Annotated in this window: 15 protein-coding genes; 5 read left to right on the plus strand and 10 right to left on the minus strand. The window is 60.2% G+C overall.

Annotation, left to right across the window (positions count from 1 at the left end; all coding sequences use genetic code 11):
* Positions 1–134: 134 nt before the first annotated feature.
* From K6T12_RS19835 to K6T12_RS19845, 3 genes are all read left to right on the plus strand, one after another.
* On the plus strand, positions 135–461 hold the full coding sequence (locus K6T12_RS19835; protein ID WP_255611934.1) for a DUF2092 domain-containing protein: 327 nt from the start codon (positions 135–137) through the stop codon (positions 459–461).
* A gap of 543 nt (positions 462–1,004) precedes the next feature.
* Positions 1,005–3,209: a patatin-like phospholipase family protein gene (locus tag K6T12_RS19840; protein WP_255611932.1), complete on the plus strand. Its 2,205-nt coding sequence runs from the start codon at positions 1,005–1,007 to the stop codon at positions 3,207–3,209.
* Positions 3,210–3,284: 75 nt separating this feature from the next.
* Entirely contained in the window at positions 3,285–3,803 is a 519-nt protein-coding gene (locus tag K6T12_RS19845) for a hypothetical protein (protein ID WP_222224696.1), read from the plus strand.
* A 1,410-nt stretch (positions 3,804–5,213) separates the two neighbouring features.
* On the opposite strand, the gene K6T12_RS19850 is transcribed toward K6T12_RS19845, so the two are convergent.
* Both K6T12_RS19850 and K6T12_RS19855 read right to left on the minus strand, forming a co-directional pair.
* Entirely contained in the window at positions 5,214–6,521 is a 1,308-nt protein-coding gene (locus K6T12_RS19850) for a tyrosine-type recombinase/integrase (protein ID WP_222224698.1), read from the minus strand.
* A gap of 167 nt (positions 6,522–6,688) precedes the next feature.
* Positions 6,689–7,567 (minus strand): histone deacetylase family protein, encoded by an 879-nt coding sequence (locus tag K6T12_RS19855; RefSeq protein WP_315853635.1) that lies wholly within the window; start codon positions 7,565–7,567, stop codon positions 6,689–6,691.
* A gap of 174 nt (positions 7,568–7,741) precedes the next feature.
* Between K6T12_RS19855 and K6T12_RS19860 the strand changes: the two genes are divergently transcribed.
* Both K6T12_RS19860 and K6T12_RS19865 read left to right on the plus strand, forming a co-directional pair.
* Positions 7,742–8,083, plus strand: coding sequence for a histidine triad nucleotide-binding protein (locus K6T12_RS19860; RefSeq protein ID WP_222224700.1), 342 nt, complete (start codon positions 7,742–7,744; stop codon positions 8,081–8,083).
* A 10-nt stretch (positions 8,084–8,093) separates the two neighbouring features.
* Positions 8,094–9,044, plus strand: coding sequence for a pseudouridine-5'-phosphate glycosidase (locus tag K6T12_RS19865; RefSeq protein WP_222224701.1), 951 nt, complete (start codon positions 8,094–8,096; stop codon positions 9,042–9,044).
* A 74-nt stretch (positions 9,045–9,118) separates the two neighbouring features.
* On the opposite strand, the gene K6T12_RS19870 is transcribed toward K6T12_RS19865, so the two are convergent.
* The 8 genes from K6T12_RS19870 to K6T12_RS19905 form a co-directional block, all read right to left on the minus strand.
* Positions 9,119–9,439, minus strand: coding sequence for a non-heme iron oxygenase ferredoxin subunit (locus K6T12_RS19870; RefSeq protein ID WP_222224702.1), 321 nt, complete (start codon positions 9,437–9,439; stop codon positions 9,119–9,121).
* Positions 9,440–9,463: 24 nt separating this feature from the next.
* Positions 9,464–10,033, minus strand: coding sequence for an iron-sulfur cluster assembly protein (locus K6T12_RS19875; protein WP_222224704.1), 570 nt, complete (start codon positions 10,031–10,033; stop codon positions 9,464–9,466).
* Between the two features lie 15 nt (positions 10,034–10,048).
* Positions 10,049–10,531, minus strand: coding sequence for a Fe-S cluster assembly sulfur transfer protein SufU (sufU, locus tag K6T12_RS19880; RefSeq protein ID WP_222224706.1), 483 nt, complete (start codon positions 10,529–10,531; stop codon positions 10,049–10,051).
* A 10-nt stretch (positions 10,532–10,541) separates the two neighbouring features.
* Positions 10,542–11,792 (minus strand): cysteine desulfurase, encoded by a 1,251-nt coding sequence (locus tag K6T12_RS19885; RefSeq protein WP_315853636.1) that lies wholly within the window; start codon positions 11,790–11,792, stop codon positions 10,542–10,544.
* Complete coding sequence (gene sufD / locus K6T12_RS19890; protein ID WP_222224707.1) at positions 11,779–13,128, minus strand: Fe-S cluster assembly protein SufD; 1,350 nt, start codon at positions 13,126–13,128, stop codon at positions 11,779–11,781. The genes K6T12_RS19885 and sufD overlap by 14 nt, the downstream gene beginning before the upstream one ends.
* On the minus strand, positions 13,121–13,945 hold the full coding sequence (gene sufC / locus K6T12_RS19895) for a Fe-S cluster assembly ATPase SufC (protein ID WP_222224713.1): 825 nt from the start codon (positions 13,943–13,945) through the stop codon (positions 13,121–13,123). Before sufC ends, sufD begins: the two co-directional genes overlap by 8 nt.
* 156 nt (positions 13,946–14,101) lie before the next feature.
* Entirely contained in the window at positions 14,102–15,550 is a 1,449-nt protein-coding gene (gene sufB, locus K6T12_RS19900; RefSeq protein WP_222224708.1) for a Fe-S cluster assembly protein SufB, read from the minus strand.
* Positions 15,551–15,574: 24 nt separating this feature from the next.
* Positions 15,575–16,009 carry an SUF system Fe-S cluster assembly regulator gene (locus K6T12_RS19905; protein WP_222224709.1) on the minus strand — a complete coding sequence of 145 codons (435 nt, stop codon included), beginning with the start codon at positions 16,007–16,009 and terminating at the stop codon, positions 15,575–15,577.
* Positions 16,010–16,520: the final 511 nt, after the last annotated feature.

Here is a 16,520-nt window from a genome sequence, read left to right on the forward strand (position 1 = left end):
GAACAGCGATTCCGGAAATCCAGAGAAAGTGTTCACCTTGGGCCGGAAAAGGTGTTCATGTTGAACCAGAATGGGTGTTCACGTTCCGCCGGAATGGCTGTTCACAATGAGTCGGAATATGCACCTATAAGATACTGTCGGTTGGCATTGAACAAGGTGTCCATCTTGGAAACGCCTATATCGACGGTGTGAAATGCGACCACCTGGCGTTCCGTGAGCAAGCTGTCGACTGGCAGCTTTGGGTGCAGTCGGGAGATACCCCATTACCGATGAAATACATCATTACCAGCAAGTGGCATACGGCCGCACCGCAGTACGAAATAAGGTTCAGAGGCTGGAAGCTCAATCCCGAGATTTCCGAGGATGACTTTGTATTTTCACCCCCGGCGAATGCCCGAAAACTTGAGGCAATGATGCTAGACGAAGTTGGCGAGCTTGCGATTCCCGAGGAGGTAGAGTGATGAGGTCGATTATCAGATCGGTCGCGGTGTGTCTGGGGGTGTTTGCCAGTGCAATATTTATAGACGGAGCGACCAACAAGGGCTTTATCGTAAAACACGCCGAGGGGGTCGTGGGACGCCCATGGACGCCGGCCAGTGTTGCCGGCGTCGCTCGCCGAACGACGAGACGAACAATACGCCGTACATCCGTCTATGCGGCAACCTTGCCGGCTTCTTGTCAGGTGGTGGTCGTCGAAGGCGTCCGTCTACATCAATGTGGCGGGACTTACTATCAGTCGTACGGTAACCAGTATGTGGTCGTCAACGTTAATTGATCGACTACCTATTGAACCCGGGGGTACTCCGTTATGCCGTTACTTAACGCGAATAGATCGATCGTGCGTGATCGGAATCTTCTGGTCCCTGATCCTGCTGCTCCAGGGTTGCGAGACTAAGACTGTTACCGATCGATAAATATTACTGAGCTGGGGTTGTTAGATCTGGATGACTCGACTGGAGCTGGTGATGCGACCGAATCAAATATGCAAAAGAATGCGTTGCAGGATGGCGGCGTTTTGGATGCTGTTCTGTGTGATCACCTTAGCGGCGCCGGCCCTTGGTGCGGCGGGCCCATCGAGTGAAGGCCCGCGTATCGGTCTGGCGTTGAGCGGTGGGGGGGCCCGTGGCGCCGCCCATATCGGCGTGCTCAGAGCACTCGAGGAGCAGCGGATCCCGATCGATTACATTGCCGGTACCAGCATGGGTTCCATTATCGGTGGGCTCTATGCCTCCGGGATGTCGCCGGACGAAATCGAGCGAGCACTCGGTTCGATGGACTGGAAGCATATATTCAGCGATGAGCCGCCGCGTCAGGAACGCTCGTTCCGCCGTAAACGGGACGACGATCTCTATCTGGTTAAGGCCAAACCCGGCATATCGGACGAAGGCGAGTTGAAATTTCCGACCGGCGCCATCCAGGGCCAGAAGTTCGATCTGGCACTTCGACAGCTGACCCTGTCGGTATCATCCGAAACCGATTTCGATCATCTTCGCATCCCTTTTCGGGCTGTGGCATCGGACTTGGCGACTGGCACTGCCGTGGTCATCGGATCAGGCGACCTGGCAACGGCTATGAGGGCCAGCATGTCCGTGCCGGGTGCCTTTGCCGCCACCGAGATTAACGGACGGCTGTTGGTCGATGGCGGCATTACCAACAATCTGCCGATCGACGTCGTACGGGATATGGGCGCCGATATTGTCATCGCGGTCGATATCAGCACACCTTATATGCCGGCGGAAGAGGTGGATAATCTGTTCTCGATAACCGCACAACTGACCTCGATCATGACCAGAACCAATGCCGATCGTCAGATTGCATCGCTAACCGAACGGGACATACTGATCATCCCCGAACTCGGCGATATTACCAGCGGCGATTTTGAGAGCGCGCTGAAAGCAATTCCTCGGGGAAGGGAGGCTGCGGAGGCCAAGCGGGACAGGCTGGCAATGCTGGCGCTGTCCGACAGTGACTACCAAATCTATCAGGGGCCGCAACGTACGGCGTCCGACCACCAGATGCCTGTTGTGAGCTTCATTCGTATCGAAAACGATTCAACCATCGACGACAGCATGATCCGTGACCGCTTGAACCAGCGAATCGGCGCCCCCTTGGACAGGCTTCAGCTCGAGCGGGATATCGGCAATATCTACGGCCTGGAGCTATTCCAGACCGTACACTACGACCTCGTCGAGGAGAATGACAAGGTCGGCTTGGTCGTCAACGCCCGGGCCCGAAGTTGGGGGCCGAACTATCTTCAATTCGGTATGAAGCTATCCGGTGATTTTCAAGGCGACAATGCATACGATCTCGGATTAGCTTATCTGCGTACCGGCATCAACCCGCTCGGTGGCGAAATCAGAACCGGCCTGCAACTGGGTGAGGAGTCCAGCATAATTGGTGGGTGGTATCAGCCCCTCGACTCGCTCTCTCGTTTTTTCATCAACACCAGGCTCGGCTATGATGCGCGTAATGTGAATCTGTTCAGTTCCGAAGACGGCCGATTGGCAGAATTTCGTGTCCAGAGAGTGCTGTTCGACGTCGCAGTGGGGCGCGAAATCAGCGTTTATGGGGAGGGGCGTCTGGGATATCGCTACCACACCGGTGAGGTTGACCTGATAACCGGAACGCCAGGCTGGCCCGAATTCTCTTTCGACACGGCGCTGTTGTATGGCCGACTGTCGGTAGATCGCCTCGACAACTACAATTTCCCCGAAGACGGCTGGTTGGCAACGCTGGAATACGCAAGCGCCCGAGAGGCGTGGGGCAGTGACGAGGATTTCGATCAACTGGCACTACGCGGTAACCGCTTCACGACCTTTGGCAAAGGCCATGTGCTGGGGATTGGAGGCCTGCTGGAAACAACGCCGGATGGGGATACCCCGATTCAGGATCGCTATCGTCTCGGCGGCTTCCTCAACCTCTCGGGCTTTGCTGATAATGCACTCAGCGGCCAGCAGGCCGCGGTAGTCGCCGCCATCTATTATCGCCGCTTCGAGTTAATGCCTTTCCTTTCCTGGTATGTCGGCGGCTCATTGGAATATGGCGGGGTTTGGGAAGAGACGGATGATATCGGCAACGACAGCATTGCCGCCGGCAGCTTGTTTCTGGGGGCTGATACGCCAATAGGACCGGTCTACCTGGGCCTCGGCAAGGCCGAAGGAGGGCATTCGGCGGCGTTCTTCTACCTCGGACGACCATTATTTCATTGATAAGAGCACTGCCTTGGGCGACATGGGAGCGATCATCGTTTTGGTGTGCTAGCTGGCCTGCACGAGGAAAGCATAATGGGAAAGGTCATTGCATTTGTCGCTAAAGAAATTCGAGAGGCTCTGCCGGTAGCTGTTTTTTTTCTCGTCCTGTTTCATCTGATCGCCTTGACCAAAGCTGTCGTGTTAAATGACTACAGCATCACATCGCTCCGTGCTGTTGGGGCGACAGTAGGCGCGCTTATTGTCGCCAAAGCGATACTGATGGTTAGAGCTCTTCCCATATCGGAGCTTCAAACCGATAAGCGAGTGGTACAGGTGCTCTGGAATACTTTCTTGTACAGTATTGTGGTGCTTGTAATGAGGGTAGTGGAGGAAGTGATTCCTCTGATGTCCGCGCATGGCGGACTGCTCAGTGGGCTCAGCGCACTGTACGACGAAGTTAACTGGCCCCTGTTTTGGATAGTTGCCTTGTGGACCGCGGGCGGTCTTGCTCTATATAGCGTGGCTGCAGAGTTGGTTAACGTTGTTGGCGCTGCCCGGATGAAAGAGATCTTCTTTGGAGCTCGTAGCGATGTTTCGGAGGATGAGCACTAACGGTGTGTTACATGGTCCAATCGACCGCTACCAGGGCACCTAGAGTCAGGATGATGGCTGTTCGGCACCAATCGCACTTGAGTTCACCGATATAGGGTCTTGTATTAAGCCGAGGTCCTTTCCAATAGCTGGGGTTATGCCTACTTCTAAGTGGTGATTCCTAATTTGTACAGAATGTTAAGTTGTGCGCGTAACTGGTTGATATAAAAGAGCAGGGCGGTCATGCCTAAATAATCTGTCAGCTGGGATGTCGGAGGCTGGAACTGTCAGAACAACACTCGAAGCCGCGATGCACTCGTAATTCTTGACCAGCAGCGGCAACTGGTCGTCATGCCATAGCGCGGCAATCTTCGTGAGACCATCAACACTGCAACTGATACCAGTGACTGGGTAGATCGGCTTTTAGGCTCTGTAATGCACAAAGCCGGGTTGAGGGTCCTGTCGAAGTGCCGATCGCCATCGATGCGGCATTGGGCTTTCCGGACCCGATCGTAAACCTGTTGCACAGCGCATCAGCGGATGGTCCCGAAAGCTCCGAAACCAATCCATGCGCTGACTCGATTCGCCAATCAGCGTTCTGGTTGCGGCGTTTGGACGGGTGACGGGCTGACTGCGGTTGAGGCATATCCGTCAGCGTGTGCTGCATCGCTGACGATGGACAAGCTTTTAGCGCAGTACAAAGTTCTGGAGTCTACGGACACACCAAGACCTTATGGCCTTAAGTGCGACCATCAGGAGAAAGTGGACGCATTGGTGTGCGCACTGACAGCTTGGCTGTTTGATAACCGTCCTGAAATGCTTGTGCAGCCCGACAGTTCGATACCGGAATCCGAAGGCTGGATCTTTGTGTCAGCGGATGGGCCCGCCAGAATCCCAATGACCAATGACCAATGACCAATGACCAATGACCAATGACCAATGACCAATGACCAATGACCAATGACCAATGACCAATGACCAATGACCAATGATAACCAGGTTGGGTGAGATCCGTCAGCCGGATATCTGTGCGCTACGTTGCTTTGTGTGACACTCAACCCGAGAAAACGAAATCTTTGCGACTCTCCGCACGGTTGAAGCTGAGCATGGAAGATAGGCCGTCAGTTTCAGGTCACTGGAAAGAATTCCATCTGAAACCAAAACCTACAAGAATGCGCCAAAGAGCTGTCGCGGGACATATCATATTTAACATAATATAGATTATGCGAATAACAATAATCAGTAAAATTGACGCCTTATGGGTACGCAAGAACCCACTAACATGTCAGAAATCAGGCGTATGGACTGCGCAGCTTTGGCGAGCTTTTGACGCTGCTGCGGGCCGGATCTTTTCGTGCGGAGAGTTACGAAGATTTCTGTTTCAGCGGCTGAGCCAGGTTCCGTGCAACGTACGCATGCTTGCGGCTTGCTTCAGCTTTCCCCGTAGGCATCCGCCAAGTGATCCAGCGGTTTATTCGCTGCGGACTCGTGGCGCTCCACCCTTGTGGTGTGCAGGTACTGTGATGTGGTGTCGATACTGTCGTGGCCGGCGTCAGCCTGTACATGGGACAGCGGCCGTTGGTTCAGATTAATGTCGTGCGAGATGCCGGTATGTCGAATACTGTGTGGCGTCATCTGGCGCATCTCCTGGGCATCCTGCGCCTGGCCATCTCTCTCCGCCGCATCGGCGGCCAACTCGAACAGTTTGTCGATCTGCTCACGCAACTGACGAATGCCAAGATTGGCGTTGAGCAGACCGGCGTCGCGGCCACGACCGGCAGCCCGGTGGCGTATGAACAGCGGCGTATCCTCATTGGGCGCCGGTAGCGGACTGAGCCCCAGGAAGCGCCGATAGCGCTGCAGCGCTTTCAACAGTTGGTTGGAAACTGCCACGGTACGTTTCTTGCCGCCTTTACTGCGTGGGATGTGGAAGCCCCAGACGCCGGTTTTCGAGTCACGCCGGAACTGGCCCATAGCTGGCGAAAAGCCCGGTCTGGCGGCGGCTTCCGAGATCCGCAAGTAGCAGCCATACATCAGGTTGACCAGAAACAGCGTCCGTTCGTGCTGTTCCGGATCGCTGGCAGCCAGCTGTTCGGCGGTCGACACCACGTATGACCATTGCAGCTCGGTAAAGGCGCGGATCTCCTCGTCATCCTCGCGCATCACCAGGTTCTGGGCGCCTGATTTGAAGCGGCCATTCTTCATCAGCATCATCGCCGGATTGCGCTCGGTGTATTCCTCATTGATCAGGTAGCTGAAGAATGACGACAGGATGGCAAGCTTAGTTTTCAATGCCTTATCGGTGATTTTGTAAGGCAGCTCGAGGCCTTCGCGCTTCTTGCCGAGGAACGGCCGCCATTGTGGATTGGGCACCCGTTCACCGATCTCCTTGTTGACCACAAACTGGGCAACATTGCGATATGCGACCAGTTCCGCCGGCGGCTGGCTGCAGTAGTCGATATAACGTATTAATACACGTCTTGTGATATTTGATACGGAAACTTCCTCCACATCGAAAGTCCAGTGCAGGAACGTAGTCAGCTCACTGCGGTAGGTCTTATAGTTGTTGTCGCTGAAGCGCTGCTCCAGTAGCCAATCGACGGCGTATTCGTAGATCAGTGCGGCGTCGCTGACCCGATATAGAGTGACGTTGGCGAGGTACTGGTTGACGGTCGGGTTGCCATCCTCAAGATGATCGACGGCATCGAACAGCGGCATGGCCGGTGGCAGAGTCAGCATTGGTATAGGCATCCAGAAATTTTTATTAGTGTAGCAAAAACAATGTGTTATATAAGAATGCCGATAAATAGCATTATCGGCAATGAGATAGAATTCTGTCCGAATGGCGGTACTGTCAGGCATTCGCAGACAACAGGAGACTTAAAATCTCCCGCACGCCAGCAAGACTATGCAGCCAACAGCGCCTGCAGGTGCTCGCCAACACTCGCTGCCAGCGCTTTCAGGTGGTAGCCCCCCTCCAGGGTTGCGACCACCCTCTTCCCGGCCGTTCTGGCGGCGGCGTCGACGATCAATTCGCTGACCCAGCGGTAGTCGGCTTCATCCAGCAACAGCTGGCCCAATGGGTCGTCCCTGTGGGCATCGAAACCGGCTGACACGAAGATCATCTGCGGTTGATGCCCGTGTAACGCCGGCAGCCAGTCGCGCTCTACGGTGCGACGGAACTGGTCGCCGGTGGTTCCGGCCGGCAGCGGTGAGTTGACGATATTGGGCCGTTCGATATCGAAATAACGGTACGGGTAGAACGGATGCTGGAAGGTCGAGCAGATCAGCACTTCAGGCCGTTCCTTGAAGATATCGATGGTGCCGTTGCAGTGGTGCACGTCGAAATCGAGCACCGCCACCCTTTCGATCCCCTGATGACTCAACGCCTGCTCGATAGCAACAGCGATATTGTTGAATATGCAGAACCCCATCGCCTGGGCGAGCTCCGCATGGTGGCCCGGTGGGCGCACGGCACAGAAGGCATTGCTGAACTCGCCGTTTATCACCCGCTCGGTGGCGGTCGCCATGGCGCCGGCGGCCAGGTAGGCAGCCCTGATACTATGCGGATTCAGCGCCACGTCAGCGTCGACATAGCTGTAACCCCGTTGCGGTGCGCTCTCTTCCAGCCAGTCGATAAATTCCGGTGGGTGCACCCGCTCCAGCAGCGCGCGGGAGACCGGTTGCACGCTAAGACGGTGCAATCGTTTTCCGAGCTCCGTGGCATTTAGATGATCTTCAATCGCCTGCAACCGGGCCGGGCTTTCCGGGTGTAACGAACCCATCTCGTGTAGCAGGCAATCTCCATGGGAGAGAAAGGCGGTGGTCAACGTGCTACGACTATTAATAAGAGTACGGGCGCTTCGCCAGCCCTCAGCGATGCTAGGCTTAAGGCGGAACCGCTTCTTAAGCCTAGCAGCCTGCAAGCTCATTATCCCTGCCGCCACAGGAGGCCGCCGATGGACTGCATCTTCTGCAAGATCGTCGATCAGCAGATTCCGGCCGATATCGTGCTCGAAGATGACCAACTGATCGCCTTCCGCGATATCAACCCCCAGGCGCCGACCCATCTGCTGATCGTGCCGCGCCGCCATATCGCCACCCTGAACGATCTCGACAGCGACGACAGCGCGCTGATCAGTCATCTCTGCCTGACCGCGATTAGGCTGGCCGGCGAGTTGGGTATCGCCGACAGCGGCTACCGGCTGGTCTGGAACTGCAACGCCCAGGGCGGCCAGGATGTGTTCCACATCCATCTGCACCTGTTCGGCGGCCGCAATATGCACTGGCCGCCGGGCTGAGCATCAGGTCATGAGCCCCCTGCTCTCACTGTCGGCGGAGGTTGCCGCAGCTCTCGATAGCGGCCAACCGGTGGTGGCGCTGGAATCCACCCTGCTGGCCCACGGCCTGCCGGTACCACAGAATCTGGCTACCGCCCAGCTGCTGGAACAAGCCGTGCGCGAAGAAGGCGGCGTGCCGGCCACCATCGCGGTGCTGCACGGTCGACTCTGTGTCGGCCTGGACGATCAGCAGCTGCAACTGCTGGCCGAAGGGCCGGGCATCCTGAAGCTGAGCCGGCGCGATCTGCCCTACGCGATCGCCAGTCAACTAAACGGCGCGACCACGGTGGCGGCAACCATGCTGATCGCCGAGCAGGCCGGTATCCGGCTGTTCGCCACCGGCGGCATCGGTGGCGTACACCGGGATGCGGAGCACACCTTCGATATCTCCGCCGACCTCGATGAACTGGCCCGCACCTCGGTGGCGGTGGTCTGCGCCGGCGCCAAGTCGATCCTCGACCTGCCGAAAACCCTGGAGTACCTGGAAACCAAGGGGGTGCCGGTGGTCGGTTTCGGTTGCAGCAACTTCCCCGCCTTTTACAGCGTCGACAGCGGTCTGTCGCTGACTATCCGGCTGGATGACGAAGACTCGGTGGCGCACCTGCTGCGGGCCAAGTGGGATCTGGCTGGCACTCAGGGCTTCGCGCTACCCGGCGGTGTGCTGATCGCCGCGCCGATCCCGGCTGAGCACGCGATGCCACGGGTTGATGTCGAGCGAGCGGTAGCCGATGCGCTGGCCCAGGCGAGCCATCACGGCGTCCGAGGCAAGGCGCTGACGCCATTTCTGCTGGCCCGGCTCAACGAATTGACCGGCGGTGCCAGCCTGGATGCCAATATCGCCCTGCTGGAGAACAACGCCCGCCTGGCGGCGCGGATTGCGGTGGCGTTGGCCGCGGAGGGATCTGAACAGAAAAAGTTTTGAGAACCTTGCGGTTGGTCGCGGATAAATCCCCTCCTACATCGATAGCAATATCGTGCGCCCAGCAATTCCGTTGGTCACTCAATTGGTTTATCGCCAATCTGCACCCAGCCCTGCTCGATCCGTACCGGATAGCAGCGCAGGTCTTCGAAGGCCGGTGGTTTCAGTACCTTGCCGGTCTTCAGGCAGAAGCAGGCGCCGTGGCGCGGGCAGGTAACGGTGTCGTTTTCGATCAAACCGCCGCCCAGTTCACCGCCGTCATGGGTGCAGATATTCTCCACCGCGTAGAAACAGCCGCCGAGATTGACCAGCAACAGGCTATCGCCATCCACCCGCACTACCCGGTGGTCGCCGACGCCGATCTCGGCCACCTCGCAGATATCGCGCCACTGAGTCATCGTGTCGTCCTCCGTTAGCATCGGTTAAAGCAGGCCAAGTTGCAGCTTGGCGGCCTCCGACATCCGACTGGCATCCCAGGGCGGGTCGAACACCAGCTTCACCTCGACGCTGCGTACCCCACGCACCTGCAGCAGTTTCTGCTTGACCTCGTCAGCCAGGACGCCGGCCATGCCGCAACCGGGCGCGGTCAGCGTCATCCGCACCTCCAGCTGGCTACCGCCATCGGGATGGGGCGAGATATCCAGACCATAGATCAGTCCCAGCTGGACGATATCCACCGGGATCTCCGGGTCGTAGCAGCTGCTCAGCTGGCGCATCAGCTCATCCCGGTCGACCGGCAGATCCTCCACCTCTTGGTTGCTGCCACTGACCGAGCCGGACCGAGGTTGCCCGCTGCTACCGATCAGTCCCAGCGCATCGGCGTTTTCCGGGCCGAGCCGGACCAGCAGGCCGCCGGTTCTCAGCGTGTAGCTGCCGCCCAATGCCTGATGGATGATCACCGGCGTTCCCTTCGGCAGGAATACCGGCTGGCCGGACGGCACCTGCAAGGCGTCACAATCCCGTCGCAGATAGAGGGTTGTCGATTCAGTCATCGCGCCATCTCCGCCCTATTCGGTGCTGACCCAGCCTGCCGCATCTTCATGGTTTTCAGATTCTTGTGCCAAGGCCCCTTTCAAGGCGTGCCAGGCCAGGGTGGCGCACTTGATGCGGCTGGGAAACTCGCGTACCCCGGCCAGTACCCGCAACTTGCCCAGCGCCGGCGGACTGTTCTCCTCCGGGCCGGTAAGTAGCCGATGGAACTGGCCGAACAGCGCCTGGGCCTCCGCCACCGTCTTACCTTTCAGCAGTTCGGTCAGCAGCGAGGCCGATGCCATCGAGATCGCACAACCCTGGCCGAGAAAGGCGATATCCTCGATCCGCGCCGGCTCGCTGGATTCATTAAGCTTGATAAACAGCTCCAACTGATCGCCGCACAGCGGGTTGTAACCTTGCTGATGGTGGCTGTATTCGTCCAGCTTATGGAAATTGCGCGGGTGGCGGCCGTGATCGATGATCACCTCCTGGTAGAGTTCGCGCAGCTCGTCGTTCATCACCGCCCTCCTATCTATCGCCGAACAGCCGGCATACCTGCTGCAGGCCAGCGACAAGCGCATCGATATCGTCCGGGCCGTTATAAAGCGCCAGTGATGCGCGGGCGGTGGCCGGCAGGCCGAGGCGCTGCATCAATGGCATGGTGCAGTGGTGGCCGGCGCGGATCGCCACGCCAAACTGGTCCAGTACGGTACTGATATCGTGTGGATGGGCTTGTTCCATCACGAAAGACAGGATGCCGGCTTTCTGGCGGGCGGTACCGATCAAGCGCAGGCCGGGCACCCGCTGCAGCGCATCGCTGCCGTATTCCAGCAACTGCTGTTCGTGAGCGGCAATCGCTGCCAGGCCGATCGCGTCAACATAGTCCAGCGCCGCCGCCAGGCCGATCGCGCCGGCGATGTTGGGTGTACCGGCTTCGAAGCGGTACGGCAGCTGGTTGTAGTCGGTATGTTCGAAGGTGACCTTGCTGATCATATCGCCGCCGCCCTGATAGGGCTCCATCGCCTCCAGCAGCGCCTGCTTGGCGTACAGCACGCCGATACCGGTCGGGCCGTAGACCTTGTGGCCGGAAAAGGCGTAGAAGTCGGCATCCAGCTGCTGCACGTCAACCGCCAGGTGCGGCACCGCCTGGGCGCCGTCGACCAATACCGGCACCCCTTGGGTATGGGCCTGTTCGATCATCTCGGCGACCGGGTTGATGGTGCCCAGTGCATTGGAAACATGGCCCACCGCCAGCAGTTTGGTGCGCGGCCCGAGCAGCCGCTGGAAGCTGGCCTGGTCGATCTCGCCGGCATCGCTGATCTCGATCACCCTTAGCCGGGCGCCGGTCTGCCGGCAGAGGATCTGCCAGGGCACGATGTTGGAGTGGTGCTCCAGGGTACTGATCAGGATCTCGTCATCCGGCTGCAGCCGCGGTCGCAGGTAGCTCTGGGCGACTAGGTTGATCGCCTCGGTGGTACCGCGCACGAAGACGATCTCCTCGCGCCGGTCGGCGTGGATAAACGCCCGCACCCGGTCCCGCGCCGCCTCGTAGGCGGCGGTGGCCCGCTCGCTGAGGCAGTGCACGCCGCGGTGCACGTTGGCGTTGTCCTGGCTGTAATAGTGCTGCAGGCAATCGATCACCGCCTGCGGCTTCTGACTGGTCGCGGCGTTGTCCAGGTAGACCAACGGCCGGCCATGCACCTGCTGGTGCAGGATCGGAAACTCAGCCCGACGGGCGGCCAGGTCATATGAGGTTTGGCAGGGCTCAAGCATGGTCATCGGTAGCCCCCTGCGCTTGCAGCGCCTGTTCCAACAGCATCGCGCACCAACCTTTCAATGGGTCCGGTAGCGGCTGCAGGGTCTCGTAGCCGAAGGCGAAGGTCAGCAACCGCCGGGCGCTGTCTGCGTCCAGCCCCCTACTCTGCAGATAGAACAGCGCCTGCGAATCCAGATGACCGACGGTGGCGCCGTGCGAGCATTTGACATCGTCGGCTTCGATCTGCAGCTCCGGCTTGGTATCCATCTCGGCACCCTGGCTGAGCAGCAGGTTCTTGTTGACCTGGCGGGCGTCGCTGCGCTGGGCGTCCGGGTGGACCACCGCCAACCCGTTGAACACCCCGTGCGCCCGGTCGTCGAGCACCCCTTTATAGAGCACCGCGCTGCGGCAATCGGCTACCCGGTGGTCGATCCGCAGATGGTTGTCCAGATGCTGCCGGCCGTCCAGCAGATAGAGACCGTTCAGCAGGGTTTCGGCGCCCTCGCCCAGCAGCTGCACCTGCAGGTCGTTGCGCAACATGGCACCGCCCAATGTCAGCGAGAACTGCTGCAAGCGGCTGCCGGCAGCCTGCTCGACGTGCAGCCCGGCGATATGACTGCTGCGCTGGCCGCCGCGCTGCAGCTGGCAGTGCAGCAACTGGGCCTGCTCGGCCAGCCGGATCTCCGTCAGACCAACGGTCAGGCTCTCTGCCTCCCCGTTATCCAGGTACTCCTCGATCAGCGTCGCCTCGGCATCGGCCTCCAACACCAGCAGCAGGCGCGGGAAGCAGACCTGTGCCAGGCCGTCGGCGCGGAGGCCGGTGGGCGTGTTGCTGGCCAGTGTATTGAAGAAACGGCAGTGGATCGGCTGTTCCAGCCGGCAACCGGAGGGCAGGTAAAGCAGCAGGCCATCCTCCAGCCAGAGCGTGTTCAGCGCCGCGAACGGATGTTCCTGCAAACTGACCACCTGGCCCAGGTAGTAGCGCAGCAGCTCACGCTCGCTGGAGAGTGCCTGGGCCATGGAGCAGAGCCGGGCCCCTTCGGGCAGCGGACCGATACGGGACGCTTCCGGCAGCCAACGGCCGCCAGCAAACACCAGCTGATGGCCAGCCAGCGGGAAATTTTCTTGCAAAGATTCCGGCGAGTCGCCCAGCACTGGACTGTCATCCGGGATAACAAAGCGGCGCTCGTACAGTGCGTCCAGCCGGCTGTATTTCCAGCCTTCCAGCCGACGGCTCGGCAGCCCCTGCAGCTGAAACGCCTCCTGCGCTTGCTGATAGAAATCGTGCAACCAGGGCCAGAGTTCGCTGAGCAGGGCCTGCCGGTCCGGCGGGTCGCTCAGCAGACGGGGGTCACTCATCGCCGCCCTCCCGGCCCTCGGGCGGGCCCTGCGGATGCGCGCTGCCGTGGGTTTCGCGAATCTCGAACGGCGCCTGGGCACCGGTCGCCGGGACGTACCCCTCGCGCTCCAGTTCGCGGGCCAGCTCCGGCCCACCGGAGCGGCTGATCCGGCCGCCCTGCAACACATGCACGAAGTCGGGCTCGATGTAGTCCAGTAGCCGCTGGTAGTGGGTCACCAGCACCAGCGAACGGTCGGCGCGCCTGTAGGCGTTGATACCGGCCGCCACCCGTTTCAGCGCGTCTATGTCCAGCCCCGAGTCGGTCTCGTCGAGGATCGCCAGGGTCGGCTCCAGTACCAGCAGCTGCAACACCTCGTTGCTCTTCTTCTCGCCGCCGGAAAAGCCCTCGTTGACGCCCCGGTAGAGCAGAGCCTCCTCCATCTGCATCTGGCGTACTTTCGCCTTGACGCTGTCGAGGAACTCGATGGCGTCCAGCTCCGGCTCGCCGCGCTGCTTACGCAGGCTGTTCAGCGCGCTCTTCAGGAACTGGATATTGCTGACGCCGGGGATCTCCACCGGGTACTGGAACGCCAGGAAGACACCGGCGGCGGCGCGCTGTTCGACACTCATCGACAGCAGGTCTTCACCCCGGTAACGCACCTCGCCACGGCTGGCCTGATAACCGGGATGGCCGGCCAGCAGGTAGGCCAAAGTGCTCTTGCCGGAACCGTTCGGCCCCATGATGGCGTGCACCTCGCCGGCACCAACCTGCAGGTTCACGCCCTGCAGAATCGGCTTGTCGTCGACCCGTACCTCCAGATCGCGGATACTGAGCATCTCGTCAGCCATCGTTTTTCTCCCGCTTATTCCGATTCTGTTGCTCAGGGATCGATCAACGGCCGCAGCCGGTCGATGTGGCGCAGGATCCAGCGGATCAGATCCAGCAGCAGGTCCCAGATATCGATTGTTGCGTTAAGCATCGTCGTTGCCTCCTCAGCCGACCGCCCCTTCCAGGCTGACCTCCATCAGCGCCTGGGCCTCGACGGCGAACTCCATCGGCAGTTTGCGGAACACCTCCTTGCAGAAACCGTTGACCAGCAGCGAGACCGCCGCTTCCGGGTCGATGCCGCGCTGCTGGCAGTAGAACAGCTGCTGTTCGCTGATCTTGGAGGTGGTGGCCTCGTGCTCGACCCGGGCGTCGGGCCGCTGCACCTCGATATAGGGCAAGGTGTGGGCGCCGCAGCGATCGCCCAGCAGCAGCGAGTCGCACTGGCTGTAGTTGCGGGCGTCCTCGGCGCGCGGGCCAACCTTGACCAAACCGCGATAGGTGTTCTGGCCGTGACCGGCGGAGATCCCCTTGGAAAGGATGGTGCTGCGGGTATGGCGCCCCAGGTGGGTCATCTTGGTGCCGGTGTCGGCTTGCTGGTAGTTGCCGGTCAGCGCCACCGAGTGGAACTCGCCGACCGAATAATCACCTTTCAGGATCACGCTGGGGTATTTCCAGGTGATCGCCGAGCCGGTCTCCACCTGGGTCCAGGAGATCTTGCTGTGATGGCCGGCGCAGAGTCCGCGCTTGGTAACGAAGTTGTAGACCCCGCCCTTGCCTTCCGTATCGCCGGGATACCAGTTCTGCACCGTGGCGTACTTGATCTCGGCGTTGTCCAGCGCGATCAGTTCGACCACCGCGGCGTGCAGCTGGTGTTCGTCACGCATCGGCGCGGTGCAGCCCTCCAGGTAACTAACCGAGGCGCCCTCTTCGGCGACGATCAGCGTGCGCTCGAACTGGCCGGTGCCGGCGGCGTTTATACGGAAATAGGTGGACAGCTCCATCGGGCACTTCACCCCTTTCGGGATGTAGCAGAATGAGCCGTCGCTAAATACCGCGGCGTTCAAGGCGGCGTAGAAGTTATCGGTATAGGGCACCACGGTTCCCATGTAGCGTTGTACCAGCTCGGGGTGGTTCTGTACCGCTTCGGAGAAGGAGCAGAAGATGATGCCCAGTTCGGCCAGCTCCTGCTGGAAGGTGGTCGCCACCGAGACGCTGTCGAACACCGCATCGACCGCCACCCCGGCCAACCGGGCCCGTTCGTGCAGCGGTACGCCGAGTCGTTCGTAGGTGCGCAGAATCGCCGGATCGACCTCGGCCAGGCTCTGCGGCCCGTCCGCCGTGCTGCGCGGTGCCGAATAGTAGCTGATCGCCTGGAAATCGATCTGCGGGTAGTGCACCCGCGACCAGGTCGGCAACGGCATGGTGCACCAGTGTCGGTACGCGGCCAGCCGCCACTCCAGCATAAAGTCGGGCTCATGCTTCTTGTGCACGATCGCCCGGATCACCTCTTCATCCAGACCAGGCGGAAAACTGTCGGTGTCGACCTCCGTGACGAACCCCTGGCTATACCCCTTGTCGAGCAGTCGCTCTATCTGCGGGGTGGTCTTGGCCATGACGGCCTCCTCCGCGTTACGCGGTCAGGTGTTCAGCAGCGCGATGCTTTTATTGGACGGTTTGGCGAGCAGTTCGACCAGGCTGACCCGGGCCAGCGCGCCGTAGATCACCTGGTTGACGTCCTGCCATTGGCTGCGGATATGGCAGCGAGCCTCCAGCTGGCAGAGACCGTGCTGAAAGCTGCACTCGGTGAGGCCGAGCGGGCCTTCCAGCGCTTCGATGATATCTGCCAAGGAGATCCGCTGCGGCGGGCGCGCCAGCTGGTAGCCGCCCTGCTGGCCACGACAGGAGTTCAGCAGCCCGTGCCGGGTCAACACCTTCAGCAACTTGCGTACCGTACTGACCGGCAGCGCTACCGCTTCGGCCAGCGCGGCGGCGCTGAAGGTACGCTCCGGCTCGCGGGCCATCCTGGCCAGCACCACCGTACCGTAGTCGGTCAGTTTGCTTACCCGCAACATCGGCGCCTCCTCGCGCTTTATATAGTACTAATATAGTACCGTTTGAGCGGGAGGCGATGAGTTACGCGCTGCAAGCTGCGTGCATTTCAGTCCCTTTAAAGAATGGCGCCAGTCGCGGTCGGAGCCCGCTGCTACAGGGGCCGTGCCGTAGCAGCCCACTGCGAGGGCGATACCTGCGGACTGGCGGAACCCGGTTGCGGTCGGAGCCCGCTGCTACAGGGGCCGTGCCATAGAAGCCCGCTCCGAGGGCGATAGCTGCGGACTGGCGGAACCCGGTCGCGGTCGGAGCCCGCTGCTACAGGGACCGTGTCGTAGCAGCCCGCTCCGAGGGCGATACCTGCGGACTGGCGGAACCCGGTTGCGGCCGGAGCCCGCTGCTACAGGGGCCGTGTCGTAGCAGCCCACTGCGAGGGCGACACCTGCGGACTGGCGGAACCCGGTCGCGGTCGGAGCCCGCTGCTACAGGGTCCGTGCCGTAGCAGCCCGCTCTGCGGGCGACAGGCTGTGGATT

Origin of the sequence: Marinobacterium arenosum (genome assembly GCF_019795155.1) — a bacterium.
Classification (GTDB): Bacteria; Pseudomonadota; Gammaproteobacteria; order Pseudomonadales; family Balneatricaceae; genus Marinobacterium_C; species Marinobacterium_C arenosum.

Bases quoted from the DNA above. Each gene is read 5' to 3' on its own strand.
- K6T12_RS19840 (WP_255611932.1), top strand. From the start codon at position 1,005: ATGGCGGCGTTTTGGATGCTGTTCTGTGTGATCACCTTAGCGGCGCCG.
- K6T12_RS19855 (WP_315853635.1), bottom strand. From the start codon at position 7,567: ATGGGTTCGTTACACCCGGAAAGCCCGGCCCGGTTGCAGGCGATTGAA.
- sufD (WP_222224707.1), bottom strand. From the start codon at position 13,128: ATGAGTGACCCCCGTCTGCTGAGCGACCCGCCGGACCGGCAGGCCCTG.
- K6T12_RS19845 (WP_222224696.1), top strand. From the start codon at position 3,285: ATGGGAAAGGTCATTGCATTTGTCGCTAAAGAAATTCGAGAGGCTCTG.
- sufC (WP_222224713.1), bottom strand. From the start codon at position 13,945: ATGCTCAGTATCCGCGATCTGGAGGTACGGGTCGACGACAAGCCGATT.
- K6T12_RS19875 (WP_222224704.1), bottom strand. From the start codon at position 10,033: ATGACTGAATCGACAACCCTCTATCTGCGACGGGATTGTGACGCCTTG.
- sufU (WP_222224706.1), bottom strand. From the start codon at position 10,531: ATGAACGACGAGCTGCGCGAACTCTACCAGGAGGTGATCATCGATCAC.
- K6T12_RS19870 (WP_222224702.1), bottom strand. From the start codon at position 9,439: ATGACTCAGTGGCGCGATATCTGCGAGGTGGCCGAGATCGGCGTCGGC.
- sufB (WP_222224708.1), bottom strand. From the start codon at position 15,550: ATGGCCAAGACCACCCCGCAGATAGAGCGACTGCTCGACAAGGGGTAT.
- K6T12_RS19860 (WP_222224700.1), top strand. From the start codon at position 7,742: ATGGACTGCATCTTCTGCAAGATCGTCGATCAGCAGATTCCGGCCGAT.
- K6T12_RS19885 (WP_315853636.1), bottom strand. From the start codon at position 11,792: ATGACCATGCTTGAGCCCTGCCAAACCTCATATGACCTGGCCGCCCGT.
- K6T12_RS19905 (WP_222224709.1), bottom strand. From the start codon at position 16,009: ATGTTGCGGGTAAGCAAACTGACCGACTACGGTACGGTGGTGCTGGCC.
- K6T12_RS19865 (WP_222224701.1), top strand. From the start codon at position 8,094: ATGAGCCCCCTGCTCTCACTGTCGGCGGAGGTTGCCGCAGCTCTCGAT.
- K6T12_RS19850 (WP_222224698.1), bottom strand. From the start codon at position 6,521: ATGCTGACTCTGCCACCGGCCATGCCGCTGTTCGATGCCGTCGATCAT.